The following is a 14,520-nucleotide window of genomic DNA, read 5'->3' as shown; positions in this document are numbered from 1 at the left end:
ACAATACGCTATCGCGGATGGTTATACGTAGAATTATCAGAGAGGCTTTTTATGTATTTATCCTTTATTGCTTTATACCTTGTATGGTCTTTGTCTCTCTATCAGTAGAAAGCTTAAAGAAATAAATGCCAGTGGATAGACTGCTGGTGTTCAGTATGTTGTTCGGGCGTTGTATTTTCCGTACCAGTTTGCCATCAGAAGAATAAACTTCCAACACCTTTACCTGCTGGTGATTTTGTATCTGAACTTCTTCGCTGAATACATGAGGGTGAATATCTATTTCCTCTTTAACCGGTGTCAGTTCGTTGCTGACGCTTGTTTCTATTCGGGCACTGACGGGAAGACTTTCCTCTTTCCCATAGAGGGCCGATACCTGGAACAGCGATACGTCGGAGATTCTGTTTTTGACCGTATATTGTGTTTGTGAGCCCGGCAATGTCGCTAGTGGAGATTGATCCTGATACACCTTATATTCCGTCAATTCAGGGAAAGCTGTGATCAGGGAACTTTCGGGCAAATCAGAAACAACATTTGATCTTTTGACTGACAACCGACGTGTCTCCGAGGGTTCGGCTGGAGTAACCGGTATGCGTCGCATACCGGATGCCGTATAGTTTGAAGTTAATTCACCATCCTGAGATGAAATGTTAATGGCCAGGAGTGTATTGGCATTTAACTCCTCCTTTGCGAAAGTTTTCCACTCTTTTCCGTCTAACGAATAAATATTTCCTTTTCCATCTATTGCCGGTCCCTCATCAACGAAAGCCGGATAAACGTCATTGCCATATTCTTTCACATGGATGGCTACCAGTAGCTCCTGATTAGAATCGATTACAAAGGGAGTTTTGAGTTTGACCGAATTGAATTTGTCAGGATCGGATTCGATGACATCTTCTTCATAGATACGATTTCCTTGCTTGATATATATACCGTATGTCACATTCGATACCGGATAGATGCAGACGTGTGTAATCGTTTTCTTATGCACGGGGGACAAGTCGCTCGTGTCCCATTTTTGTGCGAAATAGAAAGGTTCCCCTCGTAATCCGTATTGATTGTAACGGCTTGACGTACCCCATCCTGCTAACTGATCATATAAGGGAGCCGACCATTTCAATAAAATATCTCTGTTGTCTGTTTCCTGATATGTCAGATCGGCGGGGCCTTTATAGTTACTTCCTATCGTTTCCCCCGTTTGCGTCATTCCATACAGCGTGGTTACTCCCGTTTGCAATGGGTCGAGCCAGAGATCCATCCTGCCTGTATTGTTTTCGCTGTATTTATTCCAGTGGAAGGATAATTTGCCATATAGGTTGATGCCTTCGGGGTCTTCGCAACTGGAGTTACCTCCGCTCAATGTCCCGATGATTAATCCGTTACTGTTGAACAGCGGTGAACCGGAAGAACCGCCTTCGGTTACTCCGTGTCCGTTGGGGGTTGCATCGTAGATGACATTCCAATGAGCGATTTTCGCTCCTGTTTGCCCTGTGTCGCTATTTCTCCAGGTTATTGATTCTGTGGGGTATTTGCCGTAAGTGGATATCTTCATATAGTCGCCTGCCGGATGGTGAATTCCGACTCCGGAGAGAGAAGGTTTGTTTATACGATCCCATCCATTGAAAAACACATCGTAATCGTCCGGTATATTCTGATTCAATAACAGGAGCAGGCCGTCTGAACCATTTTCGACAGGGATAGCTACTTTTCGGGTACAACCGACCATGGTTTTGATCGGAAGGATCGGTGATTCGTTATCGCAACCCGAGTGTTCTTCGTGAAAATAAAACAACCATTGATTCAGCTCTTCGTTGGTAGCCTCCTTTGTCCCAGACATATTCAGTGAGCAGTGGAAGGCGCTTAATACATAAGGCTTTTTATCTTTCGCTGTGTTATTTATCAAAGAAGCAGAGCAGATATAGGTGGCATCGTCTATCAATTGTATCATCTGAATGATTCCTTTCTTTTGGAGTTGCCAGCTGTCTCCCTCTTCGCAATTGATGTTAACCTGGCAAGGACCTGACTGACCGGCACCGGGGGCTTCAATGGATAAGTGGTTGTATCCGTATCCTACCTTGTCGATTCGCAGAAGCACTTCTTTTCCAGAGGGGGCGGGTACATATTCCAGTACAGCTTCATTACCTGCGATAAGTTCGGTTGCAAAAGCTCCGTTTTGAGGATGTGTACGGTTGGTATAGGCTCCCAATACCTGGGTTTTGTTTGCATTGTAAATATACAATTTACCTCCTTCCGGAATGTAGAAGTCGGAATAATAGAAGATCAGGGCAATTGCATCTTTCGCCTGCAGATGTAACTGCCATACTTGCTGACCATCAGGTAAGGTGATCCAGTCCCCGTCGTTCGCTATGTTGAAGTCGGTGTCGATTACTTTGGCAATACACAGCGGAGCACCTTGGCTAACATGCCATGCATCGACAGCTTTTAGATCTTCGACACTGAATTTTACCGGGATTTGTATGGCTTGCTTTGTACTTCGGAAGTTCGACTTGAACTGAAAACTAGGCGGCAGGCCTCCCTCGCTGATCTGTGCCTGTAAATTAATGACTGTAAAGAGACAAAAAAGACAAATAGTCAGTTGTCGTAAAAGTGGGTTGTAAAGATTCATGGAATCGATATTTTATATTAATATTTGTGTATGTAAGCCGGATCTCTTTCCGATGGATATATATCGACCAGCTTGATTCTCTATTAATGATTCAGGTGTTGCCTGATACAAGAGGTTGATTGGAGGACTCAAACTTAAGACTATACCGGTTATTCTTTGCAAAGATAAAAGTTTATGCAAAGGATGTTATAGATGGTTCTCTTTTTCTTGTTGCTTTATTTGTTATATATAGTCTAGTGCCGGGTGTTGAAGATTAAACAATTTTATCCTGTGTATTAACCGTTAAATATAGGACTTTTAACCTCTTTTCTTATAATGTTTATATAAGTAAGGTATACGTTTTGTTTTTGCAAGGCATAGATTATATATGTGTAATCTGTGCCTTTCCTTTTTGTAAAGCATATATTCTTGATAAAAAGGTGCTGATTTTGATTCTTAATAGTAGGGAGATTGACTTTCAAATAAAGGGAGTAATGACCTTAATTGTTTGGTGCAAATAGAAAATCCCGGTGTATCTATCAGACTGACACACCGGGATTTTTTTGTATGAATTGTAAATAGCTATTTGTTTACAGTAGGGAGAACCATTCACGGATCGCATCGATCAGAACTTGATTCTCTGCTGTTGTCTGGGTGGACAGGCGGATATATGTTTCATCCAGACCACGGAAGTTAGATGCATCGCGGATCAGGATACCGTAATTGTCCCACAGATATTTCTTTAATTCAGCGGCCGTCCCTTTTTTCAAACGGACGAGGAAGAATGTTGTAGAAGTCGGTATTACTTCCAGGTTGTCGAACTTATTCAACTGGTAGATCAGTTCGGCTGTTTCGCGTTGCCATTTGCGGATAGGCAAAGTGAATTGTGCCGGATGGATCAGAATATATTTACTTGCTTCGAGCGCAATGGCATTAACCGACCAGGGGATAATATATTTGTTTACCATAGCCGTTATTTCCGGTGAAGCAACCAGGTAACCGATACGTAACCCCGGAATGTTGTATGCTTTCGATATAGACTGGATCAGGATCAGGTTCGGATTGTTCTTTACGTCCGAAGGTTTCAACATATCTTCGGTAGTAAAGGCAACATAAGCCTGGTCGATGATAAACTTCGTATTGCGATTGGCTGCAAGCAGTCTGAGTATCTCTGTACGATGAAGCAGTTTTCCATCCGGGTTATTCGGATTACAGATCCAGCAGAAATCCTGTCCTTCCAAAGAAAGCTCCGATAGGTCGTCGGAGGTCGAGAAAAAGGTCAGTTCGTGTTCGTGCAGGCGGCAGGCATCTTCGTACTCCGCGAAAGAAGGGACGGCGATGGTGGATTTGGCACCTTTCCATGCCTGGGCGATCAAATAGAATGCAGTGATCGAGCCGTTTGTCACTACAACGTTTTCTTCTTTTATCTCATACCGGCGGGCAAGCAGTCTTTTCAGTGATGCAGCATCCGGCTCCGGATAACGTGTCAGTTTACTGAACTGCTCATTGAGATGTTCTTTGAGTTTATCGAGGTTAGCGCCGTGCCAAACGTTAGAACTGAAGTTTATCTTTACTTCGTTCTGGGAATTATAAAAGTCATCGCCGTGTCCGAATAGCATACTTTCTTGTTTTATATAATTAATAATGTTATAAAAGGTGGTGCAAAAATACTAATCTTTTTGGCTTTTCCTATCAATCGCCTTATAGATTGCGTCCTGTATGCGCGTACGTATATCCAGGGCACTGAGCTTGTTGTTGGCTCGTGAAGGATTTACTCTGTTACAGAGGAATATATAAAGTAGCTGATTATCCGGGTCTACCCAGAAGCAAGTTCCGGTAAATCCCGTATGACCATACGTTGAAGGGGGCGTGAGGTTACTGCAGGGTGAACCTTTATGAGTGCCGACAGCCGGTTTATCGAAACCCAGTCCGCGACGGCTTGTCGGGCTTTTGCTCTGTGTGAAAAGGCGGCAGGTTTCTGCTGATAAATATTGTTCGTTGCCGTATGTCCCCTGATTGAGGAAAAGCTGTAAGACTTTCGCCAGGTCGTTGGCGTTCGAGAAGAGACCGGCATTGCCCGATACACCCCCCTGAAAGGCTGCGGCTTCGTCATGTACGTAACCGCGTAATAGCTGGCGGCGTACGAACTGGTCGTTCTCGGTCGGGACGATTTGCAGGCTGTCCATTCTCCTGAGCGGATTATAGGTGGTATGCCACGCTCCGAGGCGGCTGTAGAAATCGTTATGGAGGAGTTGGTCCATCGGTTGCTTCATGAGATTCTCTGCCATCATCTTCAGCATGATAAAGTTGATACAGCTATATACATACTTTCCGCGTGTACCGAGGCGGGAGTCTTTTATGTCCTGCATGATACTGTCTTTAAAAGAGTCATGCAGGTAGAAGTTGCGTGCCACTTCTGTAGTAAATCCAGGCTTCTTTGTAGTGGAGACCAGTTCCGGCAGATAGCTGAAATCGTTGCGGACATAGGTCTTGGCATCGAAGCGTACCGGATGTGTGGCATTCTTTTCACGGCTGTAAAGGCTGCCTTTGTAACTGTCTTTATCTATTGCATCCAGATAAAAGTTGATTGTGGAAATGACGCCCGATTGATGGTAAAGCAGCTCTTTTATGTTCAGATCCTTCTTGTTGGACTCTTTTAGTTCGGGGATATAATCTGATATTTTATTATTAAGGGTGAACTTCTTCTCATCATAGGCTTTCATGACTGCCAGTAATGTCCCGGCAGCCTTGGAGGCAGATGCGAGATCATAAACGGAATTTTCCTTTACGTTCTGCTTTTGGCTATAATCGAAATATCCGAATGATTTGTCGTAAATGACCATTCCGTCTTTGGCAACCAATACCTGGCAACCTGGATAGGCTTTTTGCTCCAGCCCTTCCTCGACGATAGATTCGATCACGTCGAGACGGACGGCATTGGCTCCGACTTCCTCCGGTTCATGATAGCCCAGCCGTGTCTTTTCCGTAAAGATCCCTGAGCCTGCGTGGAATAATCCGGGGATCGTGACGGGGAGTTTGCCTTTTGCCGGAACTCCTCCGAAAATGACTTGTGCTGCATATTCCTGTGCCAGTGGTGTACCCTCGTATCCCATAATTACGGCTTTTGCTTTCAAGATAGAACTCTTATATTCTTTACAGAAATAGGGGAGGGTAAAGAATGCATAGATCATTTCTTTTTTAGTCGCTAACCCGCGAAGCAATTGACTTTCGGGTATACGGACGGTGTGTACGCCACAGATGATCACGTCGTATTTCTCCAGTTGTTTGTAGACATTCTGTACTTGTGCGGCAGTCGAATTGCGGCTGATACTGAAACAGGCGACGCTGTCGTAACGCCCCAGTATTTCCTGAAATTCATTTCCGGCGGATGCTCCGATCGACAATGCAGCTATCTTCTTTTTATCCAACTGTCTGACCGGTACTATATTGTCTTCGTTTTTCAGCAGTGTGATTGCTTCTGCATTGAGCTTGGCGGCAAGCCAGGCGGCATGGGGCGAGTTCAACCGTTTACTCAATCCTTTCGTTTCGATCGGGCGATAGTTGTTCAGTCCGGTAATGTATTTATATTGAAGTATTTTTATGCATTTGGCTTCAATATCTTCTATATTGAGAATACCTTCGTCGATCGCTTCTTTTACAGCTGTAAAGTCATTGATCGGTGCAGCCGGTGCCAGCAAAATATCATTTCCCGCCAGCAATGCTTTTACCGACGGGTTGTTCGATTTACTGGTGGAGGCACCTTTCATGGCGAGTGCGTCCGTAAAGCACAGACCTTTGAAGCCCAGTTCCTCTTTCAATAGTCCGGTAACTATTGGGCGGGAAAGGGAAGAAGGGAGGTTACGGGTTTTATCCAGTGCCGGGATATAAAGGTGTCCGGTCATGATTCCGGCATACCCGTCATATATATATCGTTTAAAAGGATATAGTTCGACACTGTCCAGGCGGGCCCGGTCATGGTGGACGGCAGGCAACGTATTATGTGAATCTTCCGAAGTATCGCCATGTCCCGGGAAATGTTTGGCTACAGAGATAATGCCGGCCCTCTCCAGGCCGCGGGCATAGGCAATACCTTTGTCGGCTACAGCCCGCGGATTCTCTCCGAAAGAACGCAGGCCGATTACCGGATTGTCTGTATTGCTGTTCACATCTATGTCCGGAGCGAAATTTATTTGTATCCCCATCTCTTTGCATTGGCGGGCTACTTCCTGCCCGTATTCAGTAATCAGCTTATCATCTTCGATGGCTCCCAGCATCATATTTTTAGGAAAGCGCGTAGTTCCGCTAAGCCGCATGGATAATCCCCATTCGCCATCCAGTGAAACGAACATCGGAACACGCGATGCTTTCTGGAGCCGGTTGGTCACTTCCGCCTGGGTGACCGGATTTCCTTTATGGAAAAGGATTCCGCCGATCTTTATCTCATTCACATACCGCATAAGCCGTTGCATGTTGCGGTTCTCCGATTTAGGTTCGGCTATGACCATAAAGAGTTGCCCTATCCGTTCATCGTAAGTCATCGCGTCAAACACAGAATCGACCCAGTGATTCATTTTTGCCTGATCGGTGTTACGGTACATATTAGGTATAGTCTGTGCTTTGGCAGTCAGTAAACACACAGAGCAAAACAGCATTGTAAGTATCTTCCTCATCTTCACGTTATCATTATTATTCTCCAAAAATACACAAATCTGCCGAGGTTTTGTATGAGTGACGTAAATATTCTTTGAACTATTTGCGTATCAAATAAATCTTTCGTTACTTTGCATCCGCTTTGCGCAATCTCTGTCGGGAAAAGGTAACCCGTTATATTGCGTTTCATTTAAAGTTACAATTAAAAAGCTATAAAACAATGGATTTAATTAAGATTGCAGAAGAAGCGTTTGCTACAAAGAAGGAATATCCTTCATTCAAGAGTGGTGACACTATTACAGTAGCTTACCGTATTAAAGAAGGTAACAAAGAACGTATCCAGCAGTACAGAGGCGTAGTGATCCGTATCTCAGGACATGGTGACAAAAAACGTTTTACTGTTCGTAAGATGTCTGAAAACGTTGGTGTAGAAAGAATTTTCCCGATCGAATCACCGTTTATCGAAAGCATCACTGTAAACAAGCTGGGTAAAGTACGCCGTGCTAAATTGTATTACCTGCGTGCTCTTACAGGTAAGAAAGCAAGAATCAAAGAAAGAAGATTCTAATCCGTTTGGATTTAATTGCCATACAAAAAAGCCATCCGATTTATTTCGGGTGGCTTTTTTGTTGTTTATGCGTTTTGTCTGTCAAAAGGACGTTTCACCGATGTTTTTATCCGTTTCGTCGATCGAAATTCTCCATATAAAAGGGGATCGCTATCTTTACGTCCTATAAATGAATCCTGTATGTTACGTTCCGGAAAGAGTGAGTTGTTGATTGGTTTTACGATATCGGTGTTATTGACCCTTTTCGTTAATTTCCCGATGTTGATGCGTAGTTATGATTATGCAGTAAATGTGGCGAACGATAAATATATGATGGCACCGCCAATGCTGTTGCATGGTTCTTTCTTTTATTTCCCTCTGATTTGGTTTTTCTTGTTTGCCTTTATCCTTTTTATGGTCAATGTGCAAATGTATAAGGTCGGCGATCAGTTGCTGAAACTGAAAGAATATAAGGTCGTATTGTTTGCCGGTGGAGTCAGTTTTCTTGTCGGGTTGGGGCTTCTGACTGTTTATCCGTTTGCCCAGCAAGAGTTTTTTGCCCAGGACATGGAGATACGGGAATTTGTGATAAAGGATATTCCTGATGTGAAGAAATCGCCTTCCGATAAAATAATTCCGGGATATGGACGCCCTGTAACAAAGGCAAGAGAGCGGCATGAGGCTGTTTCGATTAGCCGGATGACAGCTCCTCCTTTCTTTTTCCATCCGCAACTTACGGAACACTTGTTTGTGTTATTGACCGTACTTCTGAGTGTCCTCCTGATTCGTTTGCTCAGTGGCAAGCAGCAGATGATGCTGGAATACGAACAGTTGAAAACGGAAAAGCTGCAAACTTCATACAATGCCCTGATGGGGCAGATCAATCCTCACTTCTTCTTTAACTCGCTCAATGGTCTTAACTCGCTGATACGTAATGGTGAAAAGGAACAAACACTGACTTATCTGGATGAACTGTCGAATGTATTCCGCTATATCCTGCAAAGCAATAAAAAGGAAATGGTTACACTGGCGGAAGAACTGCAGTTTGTAAAAGCCTATACATATTTGCTGGGAGTGCGTTATGAAGGCAAGCTGTTTTTTTCCATACAGGCGGAACCAGCGCTGCTGTTTTTGTCGCTGCCTATCCTGAGCGTATTGCCGTTGATTGAAAATGCAGTGAAACATAATGTGATCAGTAAGCAGTATCCGTTGCAAATCGACATTTATACTACAAGGGAGAACATGTTGGTGGTCTCCAACAAAGTTCAGCCGAAAGTAGAGGAGGGACACAGCAGCGGCATCGGCTTAAAGAATCTATGGGGCCGTTACCGTCTGTTGACCGGTAAGGATATCAATATCTCCAACCGGAAAGAGTATTTCAAAGTCTCTCTCCCTTTATCGAATATGCCGGTATGAATAAGAACCCATTTTCATGAACCAAACTAAATAGTATGAATGCAGTAATAATAGAAGATGAAACGGCTGCGGTAAGCACCCTGAAAGCGATATTGGCACAAAACTCCATGATCCCGGTAGATGTCATCGCAGAGTTGGAAAGTATAGAAGAAAGTGTGGCTTATTTCCGTATGGCTCCTCAGCCGGATATCATTTTTATGGATATCCATCTGGCGGACGGCTCCGCTTTTAAAATATTTGAGCAGGTAGAGATCGAAGCTCCGGTTATCTTTACAACCGCTTATGATGAGTATGCATTGCAGGCTTTCCAGGTCAGCAGCATCGATTATTTGCTGAAACCTGTTACGCTTGCTTCCCTGGAACGGGCATTGGGTAAACTCCGCCTGTTCAGTCCGGAGGAACGTCTGGCCCATATCCGGCAGACCAATGATGCGATACAAAGCCGCCATGTTATCAAGAGCCTGCTTATCATGCTTTCTGACAAGTTCTATCCTTTGCAGGTAAAAGATATTCAGTTTTTCTATACGACAAACGAAAAGGTGACGGCTTATACAGCCGATGGTAAACAGCATCCGGTAGACCGTACATTGGACACCTTGACCGACCAGCTCGACGGTCGGCTTTTCTTCCGTGCAAACCGCCAGTTTATCATCTCCCGGAAAGCAATCAAAGACATCGACTTATGGTTCGGCAGCCGTTTGTCAGTCAACCTCACCCTGCCTATTCCCGAACGCATTATTATCAGCAAGACAAAGACTCCGGTTTTCAAGAAGTGGATACTTATGGAAGAGTGAACAGACGAAATACTGCATCATTCGGTCAAGTTTTTTCGCCCCGCCCTTTAGGCGGTTCACCGACTAAGTTGTACCATTGATCGCCCCTTAACCTTTGTTCACCGAAGTTTCTTATTTATTTGTAGTGTAAATTTAAAAGATACGGAACTATGTTGAAATGTATTACTTTCGATGGGGATGCTTCTACGTTGAACGCCTTGATGGGCTATTTTGAGAAGTTGGATAAAGCATTGGCTGATGTGCATGATGTATTGCACAGGGAACAAACCGAGCAACCTGTTTTTGTTCGGGAAGGAAGTAAGATCATTCGTCTTTGCAAGGAAGAAATCCTTTTCCTGGAGGGCTATGGCGATTATGTAAAGATTCACCGTACCACAGGCAAGCCGCTCCTGTCGCAGGTAAGCCTGAAACGTTTTGAAGAAAATCTCGCGGACGGTTTGTTCTGCCGCGTGCACCGTTCGTATATCGTTTCCCTCGCCCATATCAGTTATATCGAGCGGAAACGGATACGTATCGGCGATGAACTGATACCGATCAGCGATTCCTACCTGCCGGCACTTATGGGACGGTTGGCATTGCAGGAATAGGGGATCGGTTTCGGATAACTAAAAAGATTCTATAAAAATGTAATTTGAGAAACAATGCCGTAATCAGGTCTGTTTGGATGAAAATTAAAAAACAAATAGACTATGAATTACGGCATTAGTGTTCTGTTCAGGGCGATACCATTGTTGATGGCCCTGTTTTGTTTCGGTTATGGGTGGTTCGTCCTGGTCTATGGGACAGACCCGAGCCGGTTTGTTGCAGGTCCGGTAGTATTCTCGTTGGGGATGATCTGTATCGCCCTGTTTTCGACTGCGGCAACGATCATCCGGCAGATTATCCATACGTTTGGGGAAATAAGTCGGTATGCACTTCCAACACTGGGTTATTTATCCGCCCTCCTGACCGTGATAGCAGGTATCTGCATCATGAGGTCGCCCGATGCATCATCGTTTGTTGCCGGTCATGTGATTTGCGGAGTGGGATTGATCACTGCCTGTGTCTCTACAACGGCTACTTCTTCCACCCGGTTTACGATGATTACCGTCAATGCGAAAAAGACGGACCACGATGTGCCGCCCGAAGCGTTTACCCGTGCACAGGGACTGATCCTGATCGCTATTGCCGGATTGATTGCACTGGTTGCCTGGGTATGGGCTTTTTATCTGTTGGCCAACAGCGATTGTGGGTCGGAATATTTTGTAGCGGGACATGTCATGATCGGTCTGGCTTGTATCTGTACCAGTCTGATAGCTTTGGTTGCAACGATTGCCCGGCAGATCCGGAATATATTTACTCCAACGGAGCGGGAGTTCTGGCCTGTGATGGTATTGGTCATGGGAAGTATTTGTGTGGTTTGGGGTATCATCCTGATTTTGGCCACCGCCAATCCGGCAAACGGAGCGACTGGTTATATAATGATAGGGTTGGGACTGGTCTGCTACAGTATATCCAGTAAAGTGATCTTACTGTCGAAGATATGGAGGCATGAATTTAAATTATCCAACCGTATCCCGCTGATACCTATTTTTACGGCGTTGACTTGTTTGTTCCTCTCCGCTTTTTTATTTGAACTGGGGTCGGCTCATGCTTACTATTTCATTCCGGCACGTGTATTGGCTGGCTTGGGAGGTATTTGCTTTACCTTATTCTCGATTGTCAGCATTCTGGAAAGCGGGACGTCTTCGAAGTAATAATATCATTGGTCCAGCACTGTAGTGTTAGCCCTATTATCACAGGCATGCTGGATCAGTGACTCTGCTGTCTCAGGATCAGGAGTATCCCTGTGATGAATTACAACTTCAACTTATAGAACAACTCGCTCAATGTGTACGAAACCGTTACCCCAAAGGCATCCCGCCCGAATACATTATTTTTCAACTTCGTGCGGTCATAATAAATAGCGGCATTGATACGACCGTTTATTACCGGTAAGCCCATTCCGGCACTTAGTCGGTAAGAATAACCTGTTTGCCCGCTGATCTGTAGGTAAGGAGTCGACAAATTTATGCCGGCTTTGTAGGTGATCCGTTTCCAATAACTTCCCGAGGTATACCCGTTGGGGAAATAACTGACCCCCATCTTTAATTCATGCGAATCTTTGAACTTTACCCGGCTGTCACCTGATGAAAGGCTGCTGTATTGATGTAAATTATAATCGATGGCATATGTCCATTGCTTATAAATCAACGAACCACCCACTCCGAAATATTGCGGCAGGTATTGTGTTGTATTCCGTTTATTCTCTTCCGTTTCACTGCTTTCGTAAGTAATAGCAATGGAGTTTTCCATTTTCAGCCGTTGTTTATATCCGTAAACAGCTCCTACCGTAAAAGAGACGTCACGACTGATCGGACGGTGATACTGTATTCCGAAGTCTGTATAGAAATTGTGCGTGTACATTCTGTTTTCAACCGAAGTACTGCTTTGGCTTTCTGTCAGCTTCGTGTTTCCGAATATGTAACTCACATTGATACCGACTGAAAGATTCTTGCTTACCATAAATGCATTTGTCAGATAAACCTTGGATAGCCCGCCATATCCTTCAAATGTACTGGTGTAATAGGAGTCGGGTGATCCTTCCAGCGGTTGCGTGCTTTGGAAATAGTAACCGACCGATGAATAAGGTGTCAGTCCCGCTGCCATATACCAGCGGGGAACAATACGTCCTGCCAGGGAAAAGGCTGATACATTTCCCGTGAAAGCATGGCTGCTGCCGCTTTTCGACTGGTAGGATTCGCTTTTCAGGAATGCGGAAGTCTCGGCAAAGAGGCGGAGCGTGTCGAGTCCCGTCAGCCCGGCGGGGTTTTCCGTATTGATCAGCCATGAATCGCGCATACCGGTCGATACGCCTCCCATGGCAGAATTGGAACCATATAGACCTGTTACGATTTCTCCAAGCCCGAACATAGAATAGGGCGAGGAAGTCATGATATTTTGGGCATTGGTTGTCAGTACCGGCAGAAAGGAAAGGATCAGATATTTAATAACTTTCATATATTTTGTAGATTAGCTGTAAGACAATAGGAGAACGACCCTGCTGGTCGTTGAAGGTCAGGTTTCGAAACGATGCTGTATAAGTATCTTCGTTGAATACCAGTTGCAGGTTGTGCTTGTACATTCCAAAAGCACCCAGTTCCTGCTGCATAAAATCGGTGAGGTCGAAATAGTAATAGGTGTTTTCGTCGTATGTATCATCTTTTACCAGGGTACCGCTTTGTACGGCTGTTCCCAGATAATCGGTTACCGCATCGGTTACCACATTATTTTCATCGGCTATATAAAGAAAAATACTGTCGGGGAGTGTATTTGTTCCCGAGAATGTACCCGGCTCCGGGTAAATTTTCAGTAAAGCACTTTCGATAGCCACCTTTTCCCCCTGCATCAGGATATTATTAATGAAAGGAAATTCCAAACGTGTGTACCATCCCAGTCCGCCAAAAAGAACGCCACGATTCCCAAGCGAAGTAGACGGAATTTCTTTCTGGGTTACCGGGAAAGGCTCCATGATTGTTCCGCTGCGGTCGTGATCGATATGGTTGAACTGCGTGGTCGTGTTAGGGATGAATGTCAGAACCTGTTCATTCTCTTTTTCATCGATGATATGATAATGAAGGACGAGTGTCGCCGAACTGTCTGCAACTTGGAAAGAAAGAATCGACCGGTTGTCCGTTATCTCCGGTATGACTACAAGACCTTTGAAATAATCTTCAAAATAGTCGGAGCTGACCTGGATATCCCGTTTGTGGAAACGGGTCAGAAAATCTTGTCCCATCTCATCGGGCAGGCGTACCAGTACCTTTTCTCCGCTTAAAGGACGGGGAGTGAAAGAACTCGTAGCCAGAGGCTCGGTCTCGTAGTCGAATGAAGAGGTATTATAAAGATACCCGTTGTCATTCAATCTTATTTTTTCTGTCAGTTTATGTATATTGAATCGTAGAGGTTGCAAGGTGTCGCCTACGTAATATCCTCCGTAATTAAACGAAAGGACAAGCGAATCGAGCACGACCTGGGCATCGATCTCAGTTGTGTATGACGGGCAGTTATAAGCTATATAACCGGAGGAAGATATGTTGCCCCAGACCGGATGAGTGTACTCGCCTAGCATGACAAGTGATTTACCGGAGGTCTCCAACGAGTCGATCAGCAAGGCGGTAACGGTCACCGTACTGGTGTCGGTACTGATATTGCGGAATGCGGAATCGACTAATCCGTTACCATACTTATTACTCTCGTCATAGCAGGATTGGAAAAGGCAGCCGGCCATAGCCAGGCATATCCATAACAGAAAAATGCTTCTTCTCATATTATTATATACTGTTCAATTGACCGCACAAAGAACCGGATTCGCTCTTTTTCATGCAAGAATAACCTGCCAATGCCCCTGATTTCTCTGTTAATGGCCTGATTGCGCAGATTAGCCGCCAATCGAACCCGGAGAAAGCGGAAAAAAGGTTTTACCCTCCTGA

Annotated in this window: 10 protein-coding genes; 5 read left to right on the top strand and 5 right to left on the bottom strand. The window is 44.7% G+C overall.

Going from position 1 to position 14,520, the window contains the following annotated elements; all coding sequences use genetic code 11:
• Window positions 1-64 precede the first annotated feature (64 nt).
• The 3 genes from P3L47_RS01685 to P3L47_RS01675 form a co-directional block, all read right to left on the bottom strand.
• Window positions 65-2,623, bottom strand: coding sequence for a T9SS type A sorting domain-containing protein (locus tag P3L47_RS01685; protein ID WP_277782502.1), 2,559 nt, complete (start codon window positions 2,621-2,623; stop codon window positions 65-67).
• A 569-nt stretch (window positions 2,624-3,192) separates the two neighbouring features.
• The gene (locus P3L47_RS01680; RefSeq protein WP_122363843.1) at window positions 3,193-4,221 is read right to left on the bottom strand and encodes an aminotransferase class I/II-fold pyridoxal phosphate-dependent enzyme; all 1,029 of its coding nucleotides are present in this window, start codon (window positions 4,219-4,221) and stop codon (window positions 3,193-3,195) included.
• Window positions 4,222-4,272: 51 nt separating this feature from the next.
• Entirely contained in the window at window positions 4,273-7,272 is a 3,000-nt protein-coding gene (locus P3L47_RS01675; protein ID WP_277782501.1) for a serine hydrolase domain-containing protein, read from the bottom strand.
• 200 nt (window positions 7,273-7,472) lie between these two features.
• Here P3L47_RS01675 and rplS point away from each other — a divergent pair, with 200 nt between their 5' ends.
• The 5 genes from rplS (at window position 7,473) to P3L47_RS01650 (ending at window position 11,745) form a co-directional block, all read left to right on the top strand.
• On the top strand, window positions 7,473-7,820 hold the full coding sequence (rplS, locus tag P3L47_RS01670; RefSeq protein WP_122357157.1) for a 50S ribosomal protein L19: 348 nt from the start codon (window positions 7,473-7,475) through the stop codon (window positions 7,818-7,820).
• 309 nt (window positions 7,821-8,129) lie between these two features.
• Window positions 8,130-9,215, top strand: a complete 1,086-nt coding sequence (locus P3L47_RS01665) for a sensor histidine kinase (RefSeq protein WP_410510742.1) — start codon at window positions 8,130-8,132, stop codon at window positions 9,213-9,215.
• A 35-nt stretch (window positions 9,216-9,250) separates the two neighbouring features.
• On the top strand, window positions 9,251-10,009 hold the full coding sequence (locus P3L47_RS01660; protein WP_277782500.1) for a LytR/AlgR family response regulator transcription factor: 759 nt from the start codon (window positions 9,251-9,253) through the stop codon (window positions 10,007-10,009).
• Between the two features lie 149 nt (window positions 10,010-10,158).
• On the top strand, window positions 10,159-10,596 hold the full coding sequence (locus P3L47_RS01655) for a LytR/AlgR family response regulator transcription factor (protein WP_277782499.1): 438 nt from the start codon (window positions 10,159-10,161) through the stop codon (window positions 10,594-10,596).
• A 102-nt stretch (window positions 10,597-10,698) separates the two neighbouring features.
• The gene (locus P3L47_RS01650) at window positions 10,699-11,745 is read left to right on the top strand and encodes a DUF2776 domain-containing protein (RefSeq protein ID WP_277782498.1); all 1,047 of its coding nucleotides are present in this window, start codon (window positions 10,699-10,701) and stop codon (window positions 11,743-11,745) included.
• A gap of 100 nt (window positions 11,746-11,845) precedes the next feature.
• Here the strand turns inward: P3L47_RS01650 and bamG are convergent, their stop codons facing one another.
• Window positions 11,846-13,048 (bottom strand): BamG family beta-barrel-assembly machinery protein, encoded by a 1,203-nt coding sequence (gene bamG, locus P3L47_RS01645; RefSeq protein ID WP_277782497.1) that lies wholly within the window; start codon window positions 13,046-13,048, stop codon window positions 11,846-11,848.
• The gene (locus P3L47_RS01640; RefSeq protein WP_277782496.1) at window positions 13,035-14,357 is read right to left on the bottom strand and encodes a DUF4270 family protein; all 1,323 of its coding nucleotides are present in this window, start codon (window positions 14,355-14,357) and stop codon (window positions 13,035-13,037) included. The genes bamG and P3L47_RS01640 overlap by 14 nt, the downstream gene beginning before the upstream one ends.
• Window positions 14,358-14,520 lie beyond the last annotated feature (163 nt).

This window comes from Parabacteroides chongii (assembly GCF_029581355.1).
Classification (GTDB): Bacteria; Bacteroidota; Bacteroidia; order Bacteroidales; family Tannerellaceae; genus Parabacteroides; species Parabacteroides chongii.
The sequence above is the reverse complement of the archived record's forward strand: the minus strand, read 5'-3'. Positions and strand labels throughout refer to the sequence as shown.

Excerpts from the sequence above, each read along its gene's own strand:
- P3L47_RS01665 (WP_410510742.1), top strand. The coding sequence starts at position 8,130 with ATGATGGCACCGCCAATGCTGTTGCATGGTTCTTTCTTTTATTTCCCT.
- P3L47_RS01685 (WP_277782502.1), bottom strand. The coding sequence starts at position 2,623 with ATGAATCTTTACAACCCACTTTTACGACAACTGACTATTTGTCTTTTT.
- P3L47_RS01640 (WP_277782496.1), bottom strand. The coding sequence starts at position 14,357 with ATGAGAAGAAGCATTTTTCTGTTATGGATATGCCTGGCTATGGCCGGC.
- P3L47_RS01650 (WP_277782498.1), top strand. The coding sequence starts at position 10,699 with ATGAATTACGGCATTAGTGTTCTGTTCAGGGCGATACCATTGTTGATG.
- P3L47_RS01675 (WP_277782501.1), bottom strand. The coding sequence starts at position 7,272 with ATGAGGAAGATACTTACAATGCTGTTTTGCTCTGTGTGTTTACTGACT.
- P3L47_RS01680 (WP_122363843.1), bottom strand. The coding sequence starts at position 4,221 with ATGCTATTCGGACACGGCGATGACTTTTATAATTCCCAGAACGAAGTA.
- P3L47_RS01660 (WP_277782500.1), top strand. The coding sequence starts at position 9,251 with ATGAATGCAGTAATAATAGAAGATGAAACGGCTGCGGTAAGCACCCTG.
- bamG (WP_277782497.1), bottom strand. The coding sequence starts at position 13,048 with ATGAAAGTTATTAAATATCTGATCCTTTCCTTTCTGCCGGTACTGACA.
- rplS (WP_122357157.1), top strand. The coding sequence starts at position 7,473 with ATGGATTTAATTAAGATTGCAGAAGAAGCGTTTGCTACAAAGAAGGAA.
- P3L47_RS01655 (WP_277782499.1), top strand. The coding sequence starts at position 10,159 with ATGTTGAAATGTATTACTTTCGATGGGGATGCTTCTACGTTGAACGCC.